The sequence below is a fragment of the Dactylosporangium sp. CA-139066 genome (assembly GCF_050936175.1).
In the GTDB taxonomy this organism is placed as follows: Bacteria; Actinomycetota; Actinomycetes; order Mycobacteriales; family Micromonosporaceae; genus Dactylosporangium.
In genome coordinates, this window is record NZ_JBNJNH010000001.1 from 5,027,722 (window position 1) to 5,050,241 (window position 22,520).

The following is a 22,520-nucleotide window of genomic DNA, read 5'->3' on the forward strand; positions in this document are numbered from 1 at the left end:
ATGAGCGCGGCCTCTTCCGTGCCGGCCGGGGTTCCTGGACTGCGACGTCGCCAAGGGGGCGCGGATCGGCGCGAGGGCCGCCGGCAACCCCGGCGCCGCCCCGGTCCGGCTCCGCCTCGGCGACGGCGACCCCGCGGCCGCGCTCAGCGTGCGCTGCCGGCCGGCACCGTAGCCGGGCGCGGCAGCAACGCGATCACCACGAGCATGGGTACCAGGGCGGCCAGGGTCCGGGCCAGGCCGGCGACCTGGGCCGCCCAGCCGATGAGGGCCGGGCCGAGCAGGATGCCGGCGTACGTGAACGTGGTGAACCGCGACACCAGCGCGGCGGTGGCGGCGCCGGGCAGCTTCCCGATCGCGCTGAACGTGAGCGGGATCAGGACCGACGTGCCGAGGCCGGCCAGGGCGAAGCCCGCGACCGCGGCGTACGGGTGGCCGCAGAGCACCGCGACCGCGAACCCGGCGGCGGCCAGGGCCGCGCCCGAGCGGAACAGGGGGCCGGCGCCGACGCGCAGGCTCAGGCGGTCACCGGCCAGGCGGCCCGCGGTCTGGCCGGCCGTGTACGCGGTGACCGCCGCCGCGGCGACGGGGAGCGTGGCGCCGCGGGTCTCGTGCAGGAAGATGCCGCCCCAGCCCAGCGCGGCGCCCTCGCAGACCATCAGGGCGGTGCCGGTCAGGCCCAGCACGATGAGCGGGCGGGTCAGCGGGGCCCGCGCAGCGGTGGCCGAACCCTGCTCCAGGACCTGGGGGAGCAGGTGCGGGGTGACGAACAGGCCCGCCACGAGGAGTACAACCGCGGCCACGACGAGATGCGCGGACAGCGGGACGCCGGCGTGGCTCAGCAGCGCGGTGGCCAGCGAGGCGACGACGGCGCTGACGCTCCACGCGGCGTGGCAGCCGTTGAGGATGGGTCGGCCGGCCAGGCGCTCGACGGTGACCGCGTTGGCGTTCATCGCCGCGTCGGTGGTGCCGTGGGCGGCCCCGAGCGCGGTGGCCACCGCGGCGAACGTCCACGGCCCGGGCGCCGCGGCGACGGCGGCGAGCAGCACCGGCATGACGACCAGCATGGCGCGCAGCACCGCGCGGCTGCCGGCCCGGGCGACCAGGGGGCCGACCAGCTGCATGCTGGCCAGCGCCGCGACGGCGAACAGGAGGCCGGTGGCGCCGAACTCGGCGTCGCTCAGGCGGAAGGTGCTCTTGATGGAGGGGGCGCGGACGATGTACGTCGACAGCGTCAGCCCGTTGATGAGGAACACGGCCGTCACGGCGCGGCGGGGAATGCTCGTGGTCACGTCCCTACGACGATCGGCAGCCGGCCCGGATCGACACGCCGGCCGCCCGACCGGCGTCGCGCCCGCAGCTGCTGGCCGCTGCGCCGCGCGGTGGCCCGGGCGGTGCGCCCGTCGGCGCTGACGGCGAGGGCGGACAGCTTCTCCTTGTGCCCGCTCAGCACGTGGCGGCACTCGCCGGTGGCGAGGTCCCACACGCGCACGGTGCGGTCCTCGGCCGCGGTGACGGCGTCGCCGTGGCCGAAGAGGGTGTACCGCGGGCTGCCGTCGGCCACCGCGACCGCCTCCACCGTCCGGAACCCGCCGCGGTGCTGCAGCGCGAGTGTGCCGTCCGGGGGCGGACGAGCACGCCGCAGACGCGGGTGAGGACGGGACGTGCTGCCGCGCGGCGTCGAAGACGATCAGCGTGACCGCCGGCTGGTTCGGTGCCGGCGGTCACGGTTGCCGGGTGGTCCTACGCTCCCGGGGTGAACCTCGCAGGCGCGAGGTCGAAGTCGTTGTTGCGCGTGCGCAGCAGGGCGACGCTGGCGCCGGCGAAGCCGACCGCGGCGACCAGCGGTGCGCATGGTGTCGCTCCTGGAGGTCCTTTCCGGCCGCGATCAGCGGGCCGGCGCCGCGGTCGGGGGCTTGCGCATCGCGTACGCGACGGCCAGGGCGGTTCCGACGACGCTGAGCACAAGGCCGATGATCGCCCCGTCGGACTTCCTGACGAGCTCGACGACGGCGCCGACGAGGTTGAGAGCGCCCACGGTGATCACGGCGGGCACGGCCAAGGCGGCCGAGCGTAGCAGCGCGACGGCGGCGACGATGCCGGCGACGCCGAGCATGCTGACGAGCCAGGCCAGCGGGGCGGGGATGCCGGCGCCTCCGTCGTCGAACGCGATCGGCAGGTTGAGCAGTGACATGACGATGGTGACGGCGGCGGCGCTGTAGCGGATCGTTCTCATGACGGCCTCCCTGTGGTGTCGATGCGCTCAGCGTCGGCCGCGCCGCGCTCACCGAGCCAGGGCGGCGCTTCCCGCGGCGCGGCGGCGGCGTCCCGGGCGGCCGGGAAGGCGTTCCCGGCCGGTCGGGAACCGCGGCCGATGGTCAGGCCGGTCCGGGTTGCGATACTCGCCGCATCGACGCTGCACGAACGCACCCGAAGCGCGACGCCAGCCGGTGGGCGGCCGCGACGCTGGTGGCCGTCCTGGTCGGGATGCTGTTCCTGCTCGGCTGGGTGACCGGCGGCCATTCCTTCCCTGACGCTGACGACGCGTCGCCGGGGTGGCTGGAACCGCTGGTCACGATGGTCGCCTACGGCGTGGCGGGTGCGCTGCTCATCGACCGGCGGCCGGACCTGCCGTCCGGGTGGATGCTCGCCGGTGCCGCGGTGCTCGTCGTCGTTGAGATGCTGGTCCTGCCGCCGTCGTACGAGGCCGTCGTGCACGGCGACCACGGCGCGGCGCCACGCTGGGGGCTGACCGTCTCGGCCTTCGGCTTCGCGCCGATCGCGGCGCAGGGCCTGATCAACATCCGGTTCCCGTCGGGCCGGCCGGCCAGCCGATGGGGCAGCCTGCTCGAGAAGGTGCTCATCACCAGCACGGCCCTCGTCATCCTGGGCGGGATCCTGAGGCGCTCGGCTCGTTCGCGGACGCGATCGCCACCATGTTGCGGCTGCCCTACGTGGCCATCGAGAGCGCCAGCGGCAGGCCGGTCGCCTCCCACGGCGTCGCGGCCGGCCCGCCGGTGCGCCGGCCCCTGACGTACGAGGGGCAGGTCGGGCTTTGGCGGCGCCCTGCGCTCGCAGGCGGACCGGCTCACCGCCGGCTCCCACCTGCGGTGCACCATCGACGCCGGCGACCTTCCGGACCTGCCGGCCGCCGTCGAGGTCGCCGCCTACCGCACCGCCGTGGAGGCGATCACCAACGCGGTACGCCACAGCAACGGGCAACGCTGCCGCATACGCCTTTCGGCGTCGGCCCGCGAGCTCGCGCCGGACGTCGGCGACGATGGCACCTCCACCGGGCCCTGGCTGCCCGGCGTCGGGGTCACCGCGATGCGCGAGCGCGCCGCCGAACTCGGCGGCCGCCGCCACGCCGGTCCCGGCCCGGACGGCGGAGCCGTCACCGCCCGATTCCCGCTCCCGGAGCCGCCATGATCCGCGTTCTGCTCGCCGACGACCATCCCCTGGTACGCCAGGGCCTGACGACGTCGCGATGTCATGCCGCTCGCACCGAGCGCCGCAGTCACGGCAGCAACATGTCCAACTTAGCGGCGCCTCATCGGCGCGGAAAGGCGTAGCTCCCGCAGTGGCTGCGGTGGCTTAAGGTGTGCGCGTGGTCACCAACACGGTGCGGCTGGGTGTCGACTTCGGCACGTCCAACACGGTCGCGGTGCTGCGCCGCGACAACGGTGCGGCGATGCCGCTGCTGTTCGATTCGTCGCCGCTGCTGGCGTCCGGGGTCTTCGCCGACGCGGACGGCGAACTGCTGACCGGTGCGGACGCCGAGCGGGCCGCGACCGCGCACCCGGCCGGGTTCGAGGCCAACCCGAAGCGGCGCATTGACGACCGCGCCGTCCGGCTGAGCGAGCGGGAGCTGCCGGTGGCGGCACTGGTCGCGGCGGTCTTGCGGCGGGTGATGGCCGAGGCCGAGCGGGTTGGCGGAACTGTGCCGGGCTCGGCAGTGCTGACGCACCCGGTGGCCTGGAGCCGAAGCCGGCTGGGGCTGCTGTCGGCGGCCGCATGGGACGCCGGGATCACCGAGGTCGGGTTCGTGGCCGAGCCCGTCGCGGCCGCCGCCTATTTCGCGACCGTTCTCGGCCGTGAGCTCCCGCGGGGGCAGTGCCTTGTGGTGTACGACCTCGGTGCCGGGACGTTCGACGTGAGCGTCGTGCGCCACACGGCGGACCGCGCGGAGGTCATAGCCACCGACGGCCTCGCCGACGTCGGCGGCCTGGACGTCGACGCGGTTGTGGTCGCGCACGCCCGGTCGGTCACGTCCGGGAAGCAGGCCGGCTGGGGGCGGCTGGACTGGCCGGAGACGCCCGCCGACCAGCGGGCCCATCGCGCGCTGTGGCAGGGCGCCCGGGCGGTCAAGGAGCAGCTGTCCCGGCACGCGAAGGCGGATCTGCACGTGCCGCTGGTGGACGCGGACGTGCACGTGACCCGGGACGAGTTCGAACGCGCCGCGCGGCCGCTGCTGGACCGGACGGTTGCGCTGACGCTCGCTACGCTGCGCACCGCCGGGGTGCGCCACGAGGAGATCGCCGGCGTGTTCCTCGTCGGCGGTTCGAGCCGGATCCCGCTGGTGGCGAGTCTGCTGCACCGGGCGTTGCGGATCGCCCCGACCGTCATCGACCAGCCGGAGCTGGTGGTCGCGATCGGAAGCCTGCACGCCGAGGCAAGGCCCGCACCGGCCGCAGCGGCAGCGTCCACTGTGGAGGCCGCACCGCCCGCAGCGAAGGCCGCACCGCCCGCAGCGAAGGCCGCACCGCCCGCAGCGAAGGCCGCACCGCCTGCGGTGGAGCAGGCCACGACCGAGGCCGCGTCGGCAGCCGCCGTGCTGGCGCGAGCGGCCGTGCCCACCGTGCCCGAGCCGGTAACCGTGTCGACCATGCCCGAGCCAGTCACCGATCCCGCTCAGTCGGAGCCGGTTACCGCACCTGTCGCGGCCGAGCCCACGCCGGGCCGTTCCGCCGAACCCGCTGGACCAACCGGCGAGGGTCATGGTCGGGCGCGGCTGACTCGGGCGGACGTAGAGCCTGCCGCGCCCGAGGCCACCGGAACCGAGCCCGCCGAGCACGCCGGACCACCCACCGCCGAACCAGCGACCACACCAGCAACCGCCGAACCCGCCGGAACCGAGGCTGCCGAGCCTGAGCCGACAGCGTCCGGGCTCGCCGCGGCCGAGCAGGCGCCACGCCTTTCCGCACCGTTGGCAGCAGCAAGTCCTGCGCGGGCCGCCGATAGCCCCGCCGAACCGCCGCCAACGGGTCGTCGCGGTCGGCGGCGCGTCGTGGTCCTCGCCACAGCGGTCGCCGTGCTCGTCGTGGCCGGCGTAATCGCCGGCGTCGTGCTGAGCAACCGCGATCGGAACACCGCCACCTCTGGGACCAGCGAGACCGCCAGCCCCAGTCCCATGCCGGCGCTCACCCTCACCGGCCACACCGGGGCCGTCAACACGGTGGCGTGGAGTCCGGACGGCAAGACCATCGCCACCAGCAGCGTCGACCACACCGCTCGACTGTGGAACGCGGCCACCGGCCAGCCCATCGCCACCCTGACGGGGCACACCAACAGCGTGGGCAAGATCGTCTACAGCCCGGACGGCGAGAGCGTCGTCACTGTGAGCGGCGATGCGACCATTCGACTGTGGAACGCCGCCAACGGACAGCCGATCGACACTTACCACGGCAGCGCGTTTATCATCTCAACCGTCGTGTTCAGTCGCGACGGTGGGCTCCTGGCCACCGGCAGCCTCGGCGAGAACGGCATTCGGCTGTGGAGTACGGCGACCCGCGCGCAGGTCCGCGAGATCGTCACCGAGCCCACAGTGACCTCCGGACTGCCCCACTTCGTCTCGGCGATCGCCTTCAGCCGCGACGGCCGCACCGTCGCGACCGCCAGCTCGAACGGCCCGATCCGGCTCTGGGAGGTGTCGAGCGGGAACCGATCCGCCGAGTTCGCCAGCCAGCCCGGGCGGGTGCATGCCATGCTGTCCGCCCCGGACGGCACGACGCTGCTGACGGCGAGCGACGGAGACCACGATGTCACCGTGTCGGTCTGGAGCGTGCCGGGTGGCGAGCAGAAGGCGACGTTCCGGGCCGGCGACGCCAACAACATCGAGACATACGCCTTCAGCCCCGACGGACGGCTCTTCGCGACGGCCGGGAAGGAGGGCGACATCACCCTGTGGGACGTGGCCACCGGGCAGGAGACGGGCGCGCGGATCCAGCACGCCTGCAAGCCCCGCGGGATCGCATTCAGCCCGGACGCGGGCACCCTCGCCGCCGCGTGCGAGGACGGCGTCGCCCGGCTCTGGCCGACCGCCCCATCGAAGTAGCAGCAGCGACGGGGCCGGCCCACTCAGGGCCAGCCAGGCGTGACCAGCACTGCGGCGATTGCCTGCCCACTGGTACTCCGCAAGCGTATCCAGCAACAGCGCCTGCTCGTGGCCGGCACCCGCCGCGCGACGCCGCTCCAGCGTCACCACGTCTGCAAGACCCGGCTCGAGCACCGCAACGTCGGCTGTCCGGTCTCGTCGATCACGAGGCACAGGCAAGTCCGCGACCTGCGGCGGCCATGGATGCCGTGCTGCCCGCTCAGGCGGCGCCCCGGCGCACGGCTCAGCGCGCCGGGCCGCCCGCGCCGCCGGTGGGGCCCGCGGCGCGGGCGCGCAGCCAGGCGTCGAACTCGGCGGCGACGATCCGCTCGTCGTGCACGCCCTCGGCGGCCTCGGAGGCGAGCCACACGATCGGCGGGCCCATCACCTCGGGCCGCAGGACGCCCTGCGCCGGGGCGTCCGGCGGGAGCATGCCCGTGGCGGTGGGGCCGCCGGGCAGCAGCACGTTCACCGTCACGCCGGTGCCGCGCAGGTCGGCGGCCATGACGCGGGACAGGGACTCGCTGCCGGCGCGCGACGGGCCGTAGGGGACGAAGCCGGCCCGCCGCATCGTCGACTCGCTCACCGACACGTTGACGATCCGGCCGGCGCCGGCCGCCAGCATCCGGGGCGTCACCTCGCGGGCCACCAGGAAGTACCCCGTGAGATTCGTGGCGACGACGGCCCGGAACTGCTCGGGCGCCACCGACCAGAACCCCTGGGGCTCGGTCATGAACCGCGGGTTGACGGTGCGCATCCCGATGCCCGCGTTGTTCACCAGCAGGTCGATCCCGCCGAGGCGCTTCCACGCCGCGTCGACCGCGCGGGCCACCGAGGCCTCGTCGCGCACGTCGAGCTCGAGGCCGACGGCGCCGGGCAGCCCGGCCGCCACCGCCGCGGCGCGGTCCCCGTCGCGGCCGGTCAGCGCCACCGCCGACCCGGCAGCGGCGAGGGCCGCGGCCATCGCCCGCCCGAGCCCGCTCGTACCACCGGTCACCAACACCCGTTCCGCTCTCATGAGCCCGACGCTACTGCGGTGACCGGAAACCTTCGCCGGGTAGGCCCGCCCCTCTGTCCAACCCGGCGAACGTCAGTGGTCACAGCACGCGGTCTCGAGGGGCGTTGGGGGAGCGGGCGGGGGCGTCCGGGTTGTACGCCCTGGGCCTGGACGTAGGCGCGGCGCGGGTCGCCGCCGCGGCGCTCGTGGCCGCGTTCACCTGCACGCTGTCGCGCTGGTGGGTGTCCCGGGACGGTCAGGGCTTCGGCCGCTCCTTGTGACCGGCGGCGAGCAGGCGGACCATCTCCGCGATGCGCCCGGCCCGCTCGTCCGGCCGGCGCTTCGTGGCGTCGACCCAGCGCAGGTAGGCCTTGCGGTAGAACTGCGCGAGCGAGTCGAAGAACAGCGCGGCGGCCGCATCCGCGGCCAGCGCCTCGGCGACGTCCTCGGCCAGGTCGGCGCGCTGCGGCCCCTCGGGCGTGAGCTCGACGCTCACCGTCGTGCCGGCGGCGAGGCCGCAGTCGCGCTGCCAGGCCGGGCCCATCACGAGCGCGGGGCCGTCGGCGGTGCGCTCGACCTCGCCGCGCACCCGCCGACCGCCGACCGTGCCGCCGACGAGGTGGCGGGCCTTGGCGCCCCAGGCCTCGTCCGGGTCGAACGGCACGGGCACGACGAGCCGCCCGCGCGGGCCGGCGGCGACGGTCGCGGTGAAGGTGCGCGTGGCGGCTCCCATGCTGCCGACCCTAGACCCGCTGTGTTGGTTGTTGTGTAACAACAGCAGGCGGGCGTTGGAAGTAACCGCCCGCAGTTCTGTCAACTCCTTACCGTGGATGTCCCGAAATGTCGATCTTGAACATCGGCCGACCCGATGTGACGGCCTTGTTATCGCAAAGCGTTGACAGAACTGGCCGCCGCCGCGTACCTCTTACGGACATCATCATGCTTCAACACGTTCGACCAAGCGTGAGCATCAACGACACCCCAACACACACACTCAAACAGCGGTACACCCCTATCTGGAGGACGGATGCGCTATTACGGGCGTGCGACCACCCTCGCCGCCGCCGGCATCGCCCTGGCCCTGCTGGCCGGTGGCTGCGGTGCCGACGAGGGTGACGGCACCGACAACGGTGGCGGCGGCGGAGGCTCCAAGAAGGTCGAGGTCTTCACCTGGTGGGCCGACGGCGGTGAGAAGCAGGGCCTCGACGGGCTGGTGAGCCAGTTCAAGACGGACTGCGCGCAGTACGAGTTCGTCAACGGCGCGGTCGCCGGCGGCGCGGGGTCCAACGCCAAGCAGGTCCTCGCGTCCCGCCTGCAGCAGAGCGACCCGCCGGACACGTTCCAGGCGCACGCCGGCGCCGAGCTCGCCGACTACATCAAGGCCGGGCAGATCGAGGACCTCTCCGCGCAGTACAAGGACTGGGGCCTCGCCACGGCGTTCCCGAAGGGCCTCGTCGACAGCCTGACCGTCAACGGCAAGATCTACTCCGTGCCGGCGAACATCCACCGCGCCAACGTGCTGTGGGCCAACAAGAAGGTCCTCGACGGCGCCGGGATCACGTCGGTGGCCACCACGCTGCCGCAGTTCTTCACCCAGCTGGACACCCTCAAGGCCAAGGGCGTCACCCCGCTCGCCCTGGGCAAGGACTGGACCCAGCAGATGCTCTTCGAGGCGGTGCTCATCTCCGACCTCGGCACCGACAAGTTCATCGGCCTGTGGAGCGGCAAGACCGACTGGGCCGGCGCGGACGTCACCACCGCCATCAACGACTACAAGAAGCTGCTCGACTACACGAACAAGGACCGGGACAGCCTCGACTGGACCGACGCCGAGAAGTCCGTCATGGACGGCAAGGCCGCGTTCCAGCTGATGGGTGACTGGGAAGCCGCCGACATGGACGCCAAGGGCTTCAAGGACTACTCGTACACGGTGTTCCCCGGCAACGGCAACGCCTACCAATGGCTCGCCGACTCGTTCGTGCTGCCCAAGGGCGCGAAGAACCCCGAGGGCACCAAGTGCTGGCTCAAGACCGTCGGCTCGGCCGCCGGCCAGAAGGCGTTCAACACCAAGAAGGGCTCGATCCCGGCCCGCACCGACACCGTGGCGGCGGACTACCCGGCGTACCAGCAGTCGGCGATCGCGGACTGGGCCAAGGACGTCGCGGTCCCGTCGTGCCCGCACGGCTCGGCCTGCTCGCAGGGCTGGCAGGGCGCGGTCAACTCGGCCCAGGGCAAGTTCTCCAGCGACGGCGACGTCGCCGGGCTGCAGAAGGCGCTCGTGGCGGCGGCCAAGCAGTTCGCCGGCAAGTAACATCCCGCAGAGCCGCGGCGGGGCGGGGTCTGGGCCCCGCTCCGCCGCACCCATACGCGAAGGACTCGATCGGTGTCGAAAACCGGAGCGGCCGTGCGCCGCTGGCTGCCCGGCCTGCTGCTGCTCTCCCCGTCGCTGGTACTGCTGGCCGTCTTCGTCTACGGGCTCATCGGCTGGACGATCAAGCTGTCGCTCAGCGACGAGCACGACGCCCTGGGCAACAAGGGCTTCGTCGGCCTGAAGAACTTCACCGACCTGTTCACCGAGGACATCAGCGGCCGGTTCGTCCACTCGCTGAAGAACCTGCTCGTCTTCACGGTCGTGTTCATGCTCGGCGCGCTGCTCATGGGCCTGCTGTGGTCGCTGCTGCTGGAGCGCGGCGCCCGCGGCGAGGGCTTCTTCCGCTCCGTCTACCTCTTCCCGATGGCCGTGTCGTTCGTCGCCTCCGGCGTCGTGTGGCGCTGGCTGATGAACTCCTCCGACGGCGCCCAGGCCGGCGGGCTCAACCGCATCTTCGAGGACCTGCACCTGCGCTTCCTCGAGAACCCCTGGTGGACGGATCCGGACTGGGGCATGGCGGCGATGGCGCTGCCGGCGATCTGGCAGCTGTCGGGGTACGTGATGGCGCTGTTCCTGTCCGGGTTCCGCGGGATCCCGGCCGAGCTGCGCGAGGCGGCCGCGATGGACGGCGCCAGCGGCTACCGCCTCTACCGGCACGTGCTCTTCCCGCAGCTGACCCCGACGGCGCTGTCCGCGCTGATCATTCTCGGCCACATGTCGATGAAGATGTTCGACCTGATCATGAGCGTCTCGGGCGCGCAGTGGCTCACCGAGGTGCCCGCCGTCTACGTCTGGCAGACGCTGCTGACCAGCGACTACGCCAAGGCGGCGGCGATCTCGATCATCCTGCTGCTGCTCGTGGCGATCGTCATCGTCCCGTACCTCGTCTACAACAACCGCGTGGAGCGCCGCTCATGACGACGACCGCCGCGCACGTGCGCCCCGACCTGGCCGCCCCGCCGGCCCGCCGCGCGCCCGGCGGGATCAACCGCCGCTCGCCGGCCGCGCAGGCCGTGCGGTACCTCCTGCTGCTGTTCTTCCTGATCATCGTGCTCATGCCGGCGTACGTGCTGGTGGTGACCAGCCTCAAGTCCGGCCGCGAGATCGGCGTCAACGGCCAGTGGAACCTGCCCGGGCACTGGACCTTCGCCTCGTGGGCCAAGGCCTGGCACTCGCTGCGCCCGTCGTTCGTGCGGACCTTCGAGCTCGCGATCCCGGTCGCGCTCATCTCCTCGGTACTCGGCTCGGCCAACGGCTTCGTGCTGTCCCGCTGGCGCTTCCCCGGCGCCGACGTCGTCTTCACGCTGATCCTGTTCGGCATGTTCATCCCGTACCAGGCGGTGATGATCCCGCTGCGCCAGATCGTGCACGAGCTCGGCCTGCCGCCGGGCATCCCGACGCTGGTGTTCGTCCACTGCGTCTACGGCATCCCGATCTGCACGCTGATCTTCCGCAACTACTACGCGACGACGGTGCCGGTCGAGCTCATCGAGGCGAGCCGGGTCGACGGGGCGGGTATGCTGCGCACCTACGCCTCGGTGATCCTGCCGCTGTCGGCGCCCGGCTTCGTCGTCACCGTCATCTGGCAGTTCACCTCGGCCTGGAACGACTACCTGTTCGCCATCTTCATGTCGAACACCCGCAACGGCCCGATCACGATCGCGCTCAACGCCCTTGCGGGTGCCCAGTCGCCCGACTACGCCGCCTCGATGGCCGGCGCCCTCATCGCCTCGCTGCCGACCCTGGTCGTCTACATCGTCCTGGGCCGCTGGTTCATCGGCGGGCTGATGGCCGGCTCCGTCAAGAACTGAGCCATTCCCGCAGCATCGGTACCACCACCGCCGCCTGCATGGCCCCCATGTGGTCCAGGCCGTCGAGCACCCGCACGTCCCAGCCGAGCCGTTCGAGCTCGGCCCGGTGCTCGACGGCCGGCGCGGCCATGCTGACGCTCACGCCGCCCCACCGCTCGTCGTAGCTGATCTCGTCCCGGCTGCCGACGAAGCACATCCGCGCACCGCCGATGCGGGCGAGCGCGGCGCGCTCGTCGAACCCTTGCAGCGCCTCGTACAGCGTGACCCACTGCCGCGTCTGCGCCGGCGACAACGTCATCACGACGCTCGACCAGTCGATCTCGTCCGTCGGCTCGCTCGCGGGCTGCGGCGGGGCCCCGGCGGCTTCAACGGCCAGCGCGTGGGTGGCCCGCGTGACCGTGAGCATCTCCTCGTACGGCCCGTCCAGCGGCGGGTACCCGCCCATCGCGAGCCCGGTGAGCCGGTCGGTGCGCAGCGCGAGCTGCAGCCCGGCGACGGCCAGCCACGAGTACCCGTAGTAGGCGAAGCGCTCGGCCCCGCCCGCATCGGCCACGGCGAGCAGGTCGGCCGCGATGGTGTCCGGCGTCAGCGTGTCCGGCTGCGGCGAGGCGAGCAGGTGCCCCTCGTAGTCGAACGCGATCACCCGGTGCCGGTCGCGCAGCCCGTCGACCAGCTTGCGCCCGAGCTCGGGGTCGGCCCCCCACCGCCGCAGCTCCTCGCCCCGCGGCCCGTCCACGGGCACCGGGTTGACCGGCAGCAGCACGGCCGGCCCGGCCCCGGCCACCTCGGCTTCGACGATGCTTCCGTCATGCAGTCGTACCTCAACCATGACCTCTACCGTATCGTTGAACCGTCCAGTGAATGTTCACGCGCCTTTGTCTGGGAGGCCATGCCCTGAACCCTCAAACCGCGGGACACCACCGCCCGGCCGACCTGGCCCGCGAGCACGGCATCAGCCCGCAGACGGTGCGCAACTACGAACGCGACGGCGTCCTGCCGCCCGCGGAGCGCACCCCGTCCGGCTACCGCCGCTACACCCCGGTCCACGCCGGCGCCCTGCGCGCGTTCCTGGCACTGGTACCCGCCTACGGCCACGCCCCCGCCACCGCCGTCATGCGCGCGGTCGCCGCCGGCGACCTCGACACCGCGTTGCGCACGATCGACGCCGGCCACGCCCAGCTGCTGCGCGACCGCGAGACCCTCGACGCCGTCGCCGCGGCCGCCGGCGCCCTCACCGCCCCGGCCCGCTCGACGCCGCCGGGCCGGCCGCTGCCGATCGGCGCGCTCGCGCACCGCCTCGGCGTGAAGCCGGCGACGCTGCGCAAGTGGGAGCGGGCCGGCATCCTCGCCCCGGCCCGCGACCGGGTGACGCGCCAGCGCGTCTACGACGCCGACGACGTCCGCGACGCCGACCTGACCCACCTGCTGCGCCGCGGCGGCTACCTGCTCGCCCACATCGCCACGGTGGTCCGGCAGGTCCGCACGGCCGGCGGCCCGGAGCCCCTGGCCGCGTCGCTGGAAGCGTGGCGCGAGCGGCACGTCACCCGCGGCCGCGCGATGCTCGCCGCCGCCGCCCGCCTCGACGAGCACCTGCGCGCCTTATCGTGTTCGGCGGCCGGGTAAGCGTCGCGGGCCTCTCGGGCGTGTACGGGGCGTGGGACAGATGGAGTTCACGGAGTTCTACCGGGACGAGCGGGACCGGTGCCTGCGCGCCGTGCTCGCGGTCGTCGGGGAGCGGCCGCTGGCCGAGGACCTGGTGGCCGAGGCGTTCACGCGCGCCTGGACCGGCTGGTCCAAGGTGCGCCGGCACCCGGCCCCGCGGGCCTGGGTCGTGCGCACCGCGCTGAACGCGCGGATCTCCTGGTGGCGCCGCCGGCGCCGCGAGGTGGCGCTGACCGAGGGCGACGACGTGCCCGTCGCCGGGCCGGGCGACCCCGGGGTGGACCCGCGACTCCTGAGCCTGCTGCGCGGCCTTCCGCCGCGGCAGCGGGAGGTGATCGTGTTCCGGGTCCTGCTCGACCTCGACACCGAGACCACGGCCCGGGCGCTCGGCATGGCCAAGGGCACCGTCACCGCCCACCTCTCGCGCGCCGTGGCCACGCTGCGCGCGCATCTCGTCACCGAACCAGGAGAGGGTGGAGCATGAACGACCACGACACGTACGAGGCCTGCGGGCCGGACGCCCCGGCGGTGCTGGACGCCCTGCGGGCCTCGATGGACGGCGTCACCATGGGCACGCCGGTCGAGCGCATCGTCGCCGCCGGGCGGGCCCGGCGGCAGCGGCGGCGCGTCGCCACGGGGGTGGCCGCCGCGGTCGTCGCCGGTGGGGTCGCCCTCGGCGTCACCACCTACGCCAACCCGGCGGCCGCGCCGCCCGCCGCCCCCGACGACGCGGTGGCGCTGCACATCCAGACCGTCGGGTACACCGTCGACCGCACCGCCGGCGGGATCGTCAAGGTCACGTGGGACAAGCAGCGGTACTTCGACGACCGCGCCGGCCTCGAAGCGGCCCTGCACCAGGCCGGGTTCCCGGTCGTCATCCGCGTCGGCGAGTTCTGCGCCGGCCCGGGCGACGACACCACGCTCGATCGCAGCGGCACCGGTCCGGGCGTCGACGCCGTCGTCGGCGCCGAGCGCGAGGAGGACGGCCGGGTGATCTTCACGTTCAACGCCGCCGCCATGCCGGCCGGCAAGCAGCTGTTCATCGGGTACCTCAACGACGCGCAGCTGCAGGTCACCGGCGGCGCGCCCGGCTCCGTCGAGCGGCTCGTCTCCACCGGGGTGCAGCTGACCTGCACGACCACGCCGCCGCCGCCGAACGGCAACGCGAAGCAGGGCGCCGGCGGCGGCAAGGAGCCGGGGCCCGAGCGCAAGCCCGCGCCGTCCGGCGAGCCGAAAAACAAGTAGCGGGACGCCGGCGGCGTGGCAGGATCGGCGCCGTGCGCGATGTGGTGGCCGGAGCCTTCGAGTGGATCGAGTCGATGGCCGTGGCGGCCGAGGGCGGTCCGCAGTGGCCCGAGGCCGGCATCCCCTACGACGACCTGTACTGCGGCACCGCCGGCGTGCTCCTCGCCGCCGCCGAGGCGTCCACGGGGGACGCACAGCCCGCCGCGGTGTCCCGGGTCGCTGCCGCGGCCCGGGACCGGCTGCTGCACCTGGCGGCCGGCGACCCGGCGGCGATGCCGGACGACGGCCTCTTCACGGGGTGGTCCGGCGTCGCCGTCGCGCTGCGCGCGTGGGGCGCCACCGCCGGCGACCGTCCCGCCGCAGCGGCCGCCGAGCGCCTGACGGCCGCCATCGCGGAGCGCACGATGCGCCGCACGCTCGAGCCGGACCGGTACACCGACATCATCTCCGGCGATGCGGGCATCATCCTGGCGCTGCTCGGCCCGCCGGAGCCGTCCCCGGAGGCGCTGGAGGCGGCCGGCCGGCTCGCCGGCGGGCTCGTCGCGCTCGCCGACGAGCGGCCCGAGGGCCCGCACTGGATGATGGGCGCCGGGTACGAACGGCTCATGCCCGGCTTCTCCCACGGCACCGCCGGCGTCGCGTACGCCCTCGCGGTCGCCGGGCGCGCGCTCGGCCGCGACGACCTGGTCGCCATCGCCGTCCGGGCCGCGGACGGCCTGATGACGATGGCCGGGTTCCCGCAGCGGTGGGCGGTGCCATTGGTGGTACCGCCACAGGAACACCGGCCACCGGTGATGTTCGGCTGGTGTCACGGCCCGAGCGGGACGGCCCGGCTCTTCACGCTCCTCGACGCCGTCGACCCGCAGCCGCGCTGGTCGGCCGCCGTGGAGGCGGCCCTGGGCGCGCTGCGCGACAGCCGGCTCCCCGAACGGCTCTACCCGGGGTACTGGGACAACGTGGCCCGCTGCTGCGGCACGGCCGGCGTCGGCCAGTTCCTGCTGCAGTGTTACCGCACGGCCGGCGACCCGGCGCTGCTCGAGTGGGCCCACGTGCTCGCCGCCGACGTGCTGAGCCGCACGGTGCAGCGGCCCGACGGCGTGACCTGGTCGAACACGGAGCACACGAAGACCCCGCCGGACCTGCCGCCGGAGCCCGGGTTCATGCAGGGCTCGGCCGGCGTCGCGAGCTGGCTGGCCCGCCTGGCCGCACCCGCGACCCCGCCGCTCCTGCACTGGCTCTGAGCCTCAAGTCGGCCCCGCCGCGGCCGATGAGGCCCGGGGGAGCAGGCGACGAGGGTGTGAGGATGCGATGGCCGGCCGCAGCGCGTCCGGACTGTTCGCGCTCGCCGGCGTCCTCGCGCTGGCCGGGATCGCCCAGCCCGGCAGCCGCGCCCGCGACCTGCTCATCGTCGCGATCGCCGACCTGCTCATCGCCGCCGTCGCCTGGCGGCTGCCGCCGCGGCGGACGATCGCGCTGGCCGTCGCCGGCCTGGTCGTGCTCGCGTACTCGACCTGGGCCTTCGGCGGCATGGCCACCGGCACCGGCCCCTTCTTCGTGCTGCTGTTCGCCTGGGTCGGCCTGCACCACCCGCCGTGGACGTCGGTCGCGCTCGCCCCGCTGACCGCCGCCGCCTACGTCGCGCCGCTCGTCGCCGCCCACCGGCCCGCGGCCGTCATCGGCAGCGCCGTCGTCTTCGTCCCGGTGACGACCGCGGTCGGCGAGGTCATCGCCCGCCGCGTCCGGCAGCTGCACCGCGCCCGCCGCGAGGTCGAGGACGCCGAACGCTGGCGGGCCGCGCTCATGGTCACCCTCGCCCACGACGTCCGGGCCCCGCTGACCTCGGTGCAGATGGTCCTGGAGATGCTGGCCGAGGACCCGCCGCCGGCCCCGGCCGACCGGCTGCGGCTCACCGGCAGCGCCCTGCGCCAGACCGCGCGGATCACCCGGCTGGCCGGCGGCCTGCTCGACGTCGGCCGCATCGAGCACGGCACGCTGCGCCTGGACCGCCGCCCCGTCGCGCTGCGCGCCGCCTGCGAGTCGGCCGCCGCGCTGACCCCGGCCGCGGCCGTGACCGTCGTGTCGATCCCCGATGAACTGACCGTCGACGCGGACCCGGACCGGCTGGAGCAGATCCTGGTCAACCTGGTCGGCAACGCCGCCCGCCACGGCCGCGCCCCGATCGTCATCGCCGCCACCACGTCCGGCGCCACCGTCGACGTCACCGTGCGCGACCACGGGGACGGGGTGCCGGCGGACCGCCGCGACCAGCTGTTCGAGCGCTACGCGGGCGGCGGCGCGGACTCGGTCGGGCTGGGGCTGTGGATCGCGCGCGAGCTGGCCCGCGCGCACGGCGGCGACGCCCGCTACGAGCCCGCCGACCCGGGCGCCTGCTTCGTCGTCACCCTCCCGACGGCCTGGAGTCGTCGCTGTCCGTCAGCGTACGGATGAGGACGGTGAGCCGGTTGGGTATGAGCGTCGACGAGATCCAGCGGCTGGCCGCGGGGGTTCGCTCCCGCATGGTGGCGATCGACGACGACCTGGTCGCCGTCATCGAGCGGGCGGCCGAGGGCTACCGGGCGATCCAGCTGCGGGATCCGGCGCCCAGCGGCGGTACCACCGCGCGCTGGACATCTTCGAGGAGCTGGGCAAGCGGGCCGGCGTGGCCTCGAGCTACAGCGGTATCGGGGCGCTGCTGGCGCGGACCGGCCGCCCCGAGGACCGGATCGAGTGGCACTGCCTGGCGTTCGCGGTCCGCCGGGAGCTCGGCGTGTTCGCCACCGACGCCGACGTCGCGGCGCTCGCCGAGATCTACATCCAGTTGGGCCGGGAGGTCTGGGCCGGCCTTGCCGCCGCCGTGCTTGACGCGGCCGCCCTGGCTGACCTCGTGCTCACGATGCAGGGCTACCGCGAGATCGCGGACAACGAGTGAGCCGGGCCGCAGCGCCCGCTCGGCGAGGGAAACCGCGGTCGAACTATCATGGCGGGGTCCACGGAGCGTGCAGGCGGCGACGGAGCCTCAGGCCGGCACCACAGAAACGGCGAAGAGGGACATGACCGTCGACATTCGTGATGATCTTCTCGGGCGGCTCGCGCGGGCCGGGGTGACCGACGTGCTGGCCGACTCGGCGCACCGGGCCGCCTACGGCAGCGACGCCTCGCTGTACCGGGTCGTGCCCCGCGCCGTCGTGCGGCCGCGCTCCGACGAGGACGTCATCGCGACGCTCGAGGTGTGCCGGGCGCTCGGGGTGCCGGTCACCGCGCGGGGGGCCGGGACGTCCGTGGCCGGCAACGCGATCGGGCCGGGTGTGGTGCTCGACTTCAGCCGGCACCTGGACAAGGTCCTCGAGGTCGATGCCGGGAGCCGGACGGCCCGGGTGCAGGCCGGCACCGTGCACGCCGTCCTGCAGGCGGCGGCGCGGCCGCACGGGCTGCGGTTCGGGCCCGATCCGTCGACGCACACGCGGTGCACGATCGGCGGGATGATCGGGAACAACTCGTGCGGGTCGCGGACGCTGGGGTACGGGCGGACCTCCGACAACGTCACCGGGATCACCGCGCTCACCGTCGACGGGGAGCGGCTGGCCACCGGGCGGGACGAGCAGGGGCGACCGACGCTGGAGGGCGCCAAGGCGATCGCCGAGAACCTGCAGGCGATCATGGGCGCGAACCTCGCCGTGGCGCGGACCGAGTTTGCGACGTTCCCGCGGCAGGTGTCCGGCTACGCCGTCGAGCACCTGCTGCCGGAGCGCGGCTTCGACCTGACCGGGCTGCTGGTCGGCAGCGAAGGGACCCTCGCGGTGGTGACCGAGGCCACGGTACGCCTCGTCGTCGACCCCGCGCACCGGCTGCTCGTCGTGCTCGGCTACCCCGACTTCGGCACCGCCGGGGACGCGGTGCCCACGATCCTCACGTTCGACCCGACCGCGTGCGAGGGCATCGACTCGCGCATCGTCGAGATCGTCCGCAGCCGGCGCGGCCCGGGCTCGGTGCCGCCGCTGCCGGGCGGCTCGTCGTGGCTGTTCGTGGAGATCGCCGGGGACGACCTCGGCGAGGCGCGGGAGCGGGCCCAGCGGCTGGTCCAGGCGGCGGCGGCCGTCGACACCCTCATCGTCGAGGACCCGGCGAAGGCGGCGCCGCTGTGGCGCATCCGCGAGGACGGCGCCGGGCTGGCCGGGCGGGCGCCGTCGGGCAGGCCCGCGCACGCCGGCTGGGAGGACGCCGCCGTGCCGCCGGCCCGGATCGGCGACTACCTGCGCGACTTCGACGTCCTGGTGGAGCAGCACGGGCTCAGCTCCATGCCGTACGGGCACCTCGGCGACGGCTGCGTCCACGTCCGCCTCGACTTCCCCCTCGACCACGAGGGCGGGCCGGCAAGGTTCCGGGCGTTCCTGGAGGACGCCGCCGACCTGGTCGTCCGCTACGGCGGGTCGCTGTCGGGGGAGCACGGCGACGGGCGGGCCCGCAGCGAGCTGCTGCCGCGGATGTACTCCCCGGAAGCGATCGACCTGTTCCGCGCCGTCAAGCAGGCGTTCGACCCGGCCAACCTGCTCAACCCGGGCGTGCTCGTCGACCCCGACCCGGTCGACGCCGCGATCCGCGTCTCGTCGGCCCGCCCGGTGCGCCGGCCGCTCGCGTTCGGCTACCACGCCGACGGCGGCGACTTCAACCAGGCCGTGCACCGCTGCACCGGCGTCGGCAAGTGCCGCGCCGACACCCGCGTCCTCGGCGGCGTCATGTGCCCGTCGTTCGTGGCCACCCGGACCGAGAAGGACTCGACCCGGGGCCGCGCGCGGGTACTGCAGGAGATGCTCGACGGCGACCTGGCCCCCGACTGGCGGGCCCCGGCCGTCCACGACGCCCTCGACCTGTGCCTGTCGTGCAAGGGCTGCGCGTCGGACTGCCCGACGGGCATCGACATGGCCGCCTACAAGGCCGAGGTGCTGCACCAGAGCTACCGGGGCCGGCTGCGGCCGCGCTCCCACTATTCGCTGGGCCGGCTGCCGCGCTGGTCGCGGCTGGCGGCGCGGATGCCGAAGCTGGCCAACGGCGTGATGCGGCTGCCCGGCGTGCGGGGGCTCGCGCTGTACCTCGCCGGGGTCGACAAGCGCCGCGCCATCCCCGCGTTCGCCGGGCAGACGTTCCGCCGCTGGTTCAAGGCGACGGCGGCGCAGCGGCCGGCGGCGGGCACGCCGGTGGTGCTGTTCGTCGACAGCTTCACCGACCACTTCTCACCCGAGATCGCCAAGGACGCGGTCGAGGTGCTCACCGCCGCCGGGTACGCGCCGCAGGTCACCGCCGACCCGGTGTGCTGCGGGCTGACGTGGATCAGCACCGGGCAGCTCGACGCGGCCAAGCGCATCCTCGGCTCGACCGTGGACCGGCTGCGGGAGGCGGCCGCGCAGGGCACGCCGATCGTCGGGCTGGAGCCGTCGTGCACCGGCGTGCTGCGCGGCGACCTGCCGGAGCTGCTCGACGGCGCCGACGCGCGCTCGGTGAGCGAGGCGACGGTGACGGTCGCCGAGCTGCTCGCGCGCACGCCGGGCTGGACGCCGCCGTCGCTGTCCGGGGTCCGGGTCGTCGCCCAGCCGCACTGCCACCACCACGCGGTGATGGGCTGGGAGGCCGACGCGAAGCTGCTCAAGTCGGCCGGCGCGGACGTGCGGCGGCTCGGCGGCTGCTGCGGCCTGGCCGGGAACTTCGGCGTGGAGCGCGGCCACTACGAGGTGTCGGTGCAGGTGGCGGAGCAGCAGCTGCTCCCGGCGCTGCGCGACGCGCAGCCGGGGGACGTGTTCCTGGCCGACGGCTTCTCCTGCCGGACCCAGGCGGCCGACCTGGCCGGCGTCGACGGCCGCCACCTGGTCCAGGTCCTCGCCGAGGCGCTGCGCAACCGGAGGGCCTGAGTCCTGGCCGAGGCGCTGCGCGACCGGAGGGTCCGACAAATACGGAGACCGGCATCCACGGGGGAAGATGCCGGTCTCGCGCACTAGGTTAGTTGAGCGGTGAGGCTTTCCGCCAGCACTGATTCTGACAATTTCGTGCCGGTTGGTCACCGGGTGGCGCGCAGGCGCCGCAGACCGTCGGTGCGCAGGCCGTTCGTGCGCACGCAGCCGCCGGTGCCGACGGTGACGCCGGCGCGCCGGGCGGCCGCGACGGCCTCCTCGACCAGGGCGCGGGCGACCGGCTCGCCCGGGCAGCGGTGCGGGCCGTGACCGAACGCCAGGTGGCCGCGGTCCGGCCCGTCGACGCCGGCGGCGCGCAGCGAGTACAGGACGCTCTGGCCCGCGCGGATGGTGGTACCGCCGAGATCGACGTCGTGTGTCGCGAACCGCCGGAACGCGGTGACCTGGGGCGCGTGCGCGGCCAGGGCCTGGTCGAGGTCGCCGGGGCCGGCGAGGGCCTCGGCGATGGCGTCGACGCAGACCTCGAACCAGACGTACAGCAGGTAGAACAGCATCGCGCTGGTCTCGCCGGCGCTGATCCGCCCGGCGGCGCGGTGTGCGAGCAGGACGTGGGCGACGGTGCCCGCGGCGGCCTCGTCGAGCGCGCGCACGGTGGCGAGCATGCCGGGCAGCGTGTCGCGGGCGCGGACGCGCTGCCAGCCGGGTCCGGCGATCGTCGCCGCCCAGGCCAGGTACGCCGCGCGGGGCTGGGCCGGCAGGCCGATCCAGCCGGCGACGGCCTCGGCGACGTAGGGCCCGGCGAAGTCGGCGACGGCGTCGAACTCCCCGCCGGCCCGGGCCAGCACGTCGTCGGCGACGGCCCGCAGCGACGGGGCGAGGCGGGCCGCGGCGGCGCGGTCCATCAGCGCAACGACGAGCGGGCGGACGCGGCGGTGGTCGGCGGGCTCGGCGCTGATGATGTTGTCGCGGAACTCGGGCGGCAGGTCGTAGCCGCGGTAGTCGCCGCCGGCCGCGTGGCGCGGGCACGGCGAGAGGCGCGGGTCGGTGTACGCCGCGCGGATGTCGGCCCGGCGGCGCAGCACCCAGGCCGGCCCGTCGGGCGTGTCGAGGCGGACCGGGTCGCCGGGCGTGTGCAGGTCGTCGTGCCTGCGGCTCGCCAGGTCGTGGGCCGGCGGCCCCGGTGCCCGGTCTTCGCTGCCTGTCGCCATGCGCACCTCGCCTCATCCGTGGCAGGTCAGCTTGCCACGTCGATGTCTCGCGTCTGCAGCGGTCGTCCGGGGGTTCAGGCCCTGCGCTGCCGCCAGCGCAGCGAGTTGCGGCCCAGGGTGGTGGCCATGTCGACCAGGCGCGGATCGGCGCCCGGACCGGCGGTGGCGGCCAGGCGCAGCAGGAACCCGGAGTGCGCGGCCAGGAACGCGTCGACCTCGCGCGGCGGCAGGTCCCGGGTGAGCGGGTTGCGGGCCAGGTGCCGCTCCGGGTCGGGGGCGGTCGACATGAGGGTCAGGACGTCGGCGTACACCGGCCCGACCCACGCGTGCGGCCAGTCGACGACGTGCACGCGGCCGGCGTCGAGCAGGACGTTGAACGGGTACAGGTCGCCGTGCAGCAGGGTGTCGCCCGCGAACGGCACCGTCTCCAGCAGCCGCGGGCGGGCGGCGTCCGCGGCCGGGATCGGCGACGGGGTGAGCGCGGCCGCCATCTCCGTCGCCGCGTCCAGGACCCGCTCGAAGTCCTCCGGGCGCCAGGGCTGGGCCGGCAGGGCGCCGGCGACGTGCTCGAACAGCAGCGCCACCCACTCGCCGTCGTCGTAGTCGGCGATGAGCCGCGGCGCCGGCACCGCCGCCGGAAGCCGGCGCGCGACGGCGGCCTCCCGGCGGTGGAACCCGGCCACGGCGGGCGCGGTGGTCGCGGAGATCGCCTTCACGAAGACGTCCGTGCCGTCGTCGAGCCGCAGCCGGGCCGCCACGCCCTCGGAGAACCCGCCCGGCAGGCTCTGCGCACTCGCGATCTCGCGGCCGAGCAGCTGCGCAACCCGTGCCCGCACCGCGGCGGGCACGACCGCCCAGTCGATGCGCCGGCTCCCCGTCATCTCCATGCGGACCACCCTTGCATGCGCATCGCCCCGGCGTGCGCCCCTGACCCGCCGCCCGGCGACCGTGCCCGG

22 protein-coding genes are annotated in these 22,520 nt (G+C 74.3%); 14 read left to right on the forward strand and 8 right to left on the reverse strand.

Translation table 11 applies throughout. The features are described from left to right. Positions 1 to 143: 143 nt before the first annotated feature. The 3 genes from ACQEVU_RS23040 to ACQEVU_RS23050 all read right to left on the reverse strand — a co-directional run bounded on the left by ACQEVU_RS23040 (position 144) and on the right by ACQEVU_RS23050 (position 2,233). Positions 144 to 1,289, reverse strand: a complete 1,146-nt coding sequence (locus tag ACQEVU_RS23040) for an MFS transporter (RefSeq protein WP_433326776.1) — start codon at positions 1,287 to 1,289, stop codon at positions 144 to 146. Continuing rightward, positions 1,286 to 1,576 carry a hypothetical protein gene (locus ACQEVU_RS23045; RefSeq protein ID WP_433326778.1) on the reverse strand — a complete coding sequence of 97 codons (291 nt, stop codon included), beginning with the start codon at positions 1,574 to 1,576 and terminating at the stop codon, positions 1,286 to 1,288. The genes ACQEVU_RS23040 and ACQEVU_RS23045 overlap by 4 nt, the downstream gene beginning before the upstream one ends. A 309-nt stretch (positions 1,577 to 1,885) precedes the next feature. Further along, a complete protein-coding gene (locus ACQEVU_RS23050; RefSeq protein WP_433326780.1) occupies positions 1,886 to 2,233 on the reverse strand; it encodes a hypothetical protein in 348 nt (115 codons plus the stop codon). Between the two features lie 233 nt (positions 2,234 to 2,466). Here ACQEVU_RS23050 and ACQEVU_RS23055 point away from each other — a divergent pair, with 233 nt between their 5' ends. From ACQEVU_RS23055 to ACQEVU_RS23065, 3 genes are all read left to right on the forward strand, one after another. Further along, positions 2,467 to 3,030 carry a hypothetical protein gene (locus ACQEVU_RS23055; protein ID WP_433326782.1) on the forward strand — a complete coding sequence of 188 codons (564 nt, stop codon included), beginning with the start codon at positions 2,467 to 2,469 and terminating at the stop codon, positions 3,028 to 3,030. 147 nt (positions 3,031 to 3,177) lie between these two features. Further along, positions 3,178 to 3,426 (forward strand): ATP-binding protein, encoded by a 249-nt coding sequence (locus ACQEVU_RS23060; protein WP_433326784.1) that lies wholly within the window; start codon positions 3,178 to 3,180, stop codon positions 3,424 to 3,426. A 178-nt stretch (positions 3,427 to 3,604) separates the two neighbouring features. Beyond that, positions 3,605 to 6,331: an Hsp70 family protein gene (locus ACQEVU_RS23065; protein ID WP_433326786.1), complete on the forward strand. Its 2,727-nt coding sequence runs from the start codon at positions 3,605 to 3,607 to the stop codon at positions 6,329 to 6,331. A gap of 283 nt (positions 6,332 to 6,614) precedes the next feature. Here the strand turns inward: ACQEVU_RS23065 and ACQEVU_RS23070 are convergent, their stop codons facing one another. Next, complete coding sequence (locus ACQEVU_RS23070) at positions 6,615 to 7,388, reverse strand: SDR family NAD(P)-dependent oxidoreductase (protein WP_433326788.1); 774 nt, start codon at positions 7,386 to 7,388, stop codon at positions 6,615 to 6,617. Positions 7,389 to 7,492: 104 nt separating this feature from the next. On the opposite strand from ACQEVU_RS23070, the gene ACQEVU_RS23075 reads away from it, so the two are divergent. Next, positions 7,493 to 7,648: a hypothetical protein gene (locus ACQEVU_RS23075; protein ID WP_433326790.1), complete on the forward strand. Its 156-nt coding sequence runs from the start codon at positions 7,493 to 7,495 to the stop codon at positions 7,646 to 7,648. On the opposite strand, the gene ACQEVU_RS23080 is transcribed toward ACQEVU_RS23075, so the two are convergent. Further along, positions 7,624 to 8,100: a YdeI/OmpD-associated family protein gene (locus ACQEVU_RS23080; RefSeq protein ID WP_433326792.1), complete on the reverse strand. Its 477-nt coding sequence runs from the start codon at positions 8,098 to 8,100 to the stop codon at positions 7,624 to 7,626. The two genes, ACQEVU_RS23075 and ACQEVU_RS23080, sit on opposite strands and share 25 nt — an antisense overlap. A gap of 294 nt (positions 8,101 to 8,394) precedes the next feature. On the opposite strand from ACQEVU_RS23080, the gene ACQEVU_RS23085 reads away from it, so the two are divergent. The 3 genes from ACQEVU_RS23085 (at position 8,395) to ACQEVU_RS23095 (ending at position 11,549) form a co-directional block, all read left to right on the forward strand. Then, on the forward strand, positions 8,395 to 9,678 hold the full coding sequence (locus ACQEVU_RS23085; RefSeq protein WP_433326794.1) for an ABC transporter substrate-binding protein: 1,284 nt from the start codon (positions 8,395 to 8,397) through the stop codon (positions 9,676 to 9,678). Between the two features lie 135 nt (positions 9,679 to 9,813). Beyond that, a complete protein-coding gene (locus tag ACQEVU_RS23090; RefSeq protein WP_433335030.1) occupies positions 9,814 to 10,656 on the forward strand; it encodes a carbohydrate ABC transporter permease in 843 nt (280 codons plus the stop codon). Next, positions 10,653 to 11,549 carry a carbohydrate ABC transporter permease gene (locus ACQEVU_RS23095; protein ID WP_433326796.1) on the forward strand — a complete coding sequence of 299 codons (897 nt, stop codon included), beginning with the start codon at positions 10,653 to 10,655 and terminating at the stop codon, positions 11,547 to 11,549. The genes ACQEVU_RS23090 and ACQEVU_RS23095 overlap by 4 nt, the downstream gene beginning before the upstream one ends. On the opposite strand, the gene ACQEVU_RS23100 is transcribed toward ACQEVU_RS23095, so the two are convergent. Next, positions 11,539 to 12,378: an alpha/beta fold hydrolase gene (locus ACQEVU_RS23100; protein WP_433326798.1), complete on the reverse strand. Its 840-nt coding sequence runs from the start codon at positions 12,376 to 12,378 to the stop codon at positions 11,539 to 11,541. The two genes, ACQEVU_RS23095 and ACQEVU_RS23100, sit on opposite strands and share 11 nt — an antisense overlap. A 32-nt stretch (positions 12,379 to 12,410) precedes the next feature. Here ACQEVU_RS23100 and ACQEVU_RS23105 point away from each other — a divergent pair, with 32 nt between their 5' ends. From ACQEVU_RS23105 to ACQEVU_RS23135, 7 genes are all read left to right on the forward strand, one after another. Further along, complete coding sequence (locus tag ACQEVU_RS23105) at positions 12,411 to 13,172, forward strand: MerR family transcriptional regulator (RefSeq protein WP_433326801.1); 762 nt, start codon at positions 12,411 to 12,413, stop codon at positions 13,170 to 13,172. A 40-nt stretch (positions 13,173 to 13,212) separates the two neighbouring features. Continuing rightward, positions 13,213 to 13,695 carry a sigma factor-like helix-turn-helix DNA-binding protein gene (locus tag ACQEVU_RS23110; RefSeq protein WP_433326803.1) on the forward strand — a complete coding sequence of 161 codons (483 nt, stop codon included), beginning with the start codon at positions 13,213 to 13,215 and terminating at the stop codon, positions 13,693 to 13,695. After that, positions 13,692 to 14,456, forward strand: coding sequence for a hypothetical protein (locus ACQEVU_RS23115; protein WP_433326805.1), 765 nt, complete (start codon positions 13,692 to 13,694; stop codon positions 14,454 to 14,456). Before ACQEVU_RS23110 ends, ACQEVU_RS23115 begins: the two co-directional genes overlap by 4 nt. 32 nt (positions 14,457 to 14,488) lie before the next feature. Further along, positions 14,489 to 15,697: a lanthionine synthetase LanC family protein gene (locus ACQEVU_RS23120; protein ID WP_433326807.1), complete on the forward strand. Its 1,209-nt coding sequence runs from the start codon at positions 14,489 to 14,491 to the stop codon at positions 15,695 to 15,697. 67 nt (positions 15,698 to 15,764) lie between these two features. After that, on the forward strand, positions 15,765 to 16,904 hold the full coding sequence (locus ACQEVU_RS23125; RefSeq protein ID WP_433326809.1) for a sensor histidine kinase: 1,140 nt from the start codon (positions 15,765 to 15,767) through the stop codon (positions 16,902 to 16,904). 211 nt (positions 16,905 to 17,115) lie between these two features. Continuing rightward, positions 17,116 to 17,385, forward strand: a complete 270-nt coding sequence (locus ACQEVU_RS23130; protein ID WP_433326811.1) for a hypothetical protein — start codon at positions 17,116 to 17,118, stop codon at positions 17,383 to 17,385. A gap of 121 nt (positions 17,386 to 17,506) precedes the next feature. Then, complete coding sequence (locus ACQEVU_RS23135; protein WP_433326813.1) at positions 17,507 to 20,356, forward strand: FAD-binding and (Fe-S)-binding domain-containing protein; 2,850 nt, start codon at positions 17,507 to 17,509, stop codon at positions 20,354 to 20,356. Between the two features lie 146 nt (positions 20,357 to 20,502). Here ACQEVU_RS23135 and ACQEVU_RS23140 read toward each other — a convergent pair whose 3' ends face one another. Both ACQEVU_RS23140 and ACQEVU_RS23145 read right to left on the reverse strand, forming a co-directional pair. Continuing rightward, positions 20,503 to 21,564: a hypothetical protein gene (locus tag ACQEVU_RS23140; RefSeq protein ID WP_433326815.1), complete on the reverse strand. Its 1,062-nt coding sequence runs from the start codon at positions 21,562 to 21,564 to the stop codon at positions 20,503 to 20,505. 74 nt (positions 21,565 to 21,638) lie between these two features. Next, a complete protein-coding gene (locus ACQEVU_RS23145; RefSeq protein ID WP_433326817.1) occupies positions 21,639 to 22,451 on the reverse strand; it encodes a phosphotransferase in 813 nt (270 codons plus the stop codon). Positions 22,452 to 22,520: the final 69 nt, after the last annotated feature.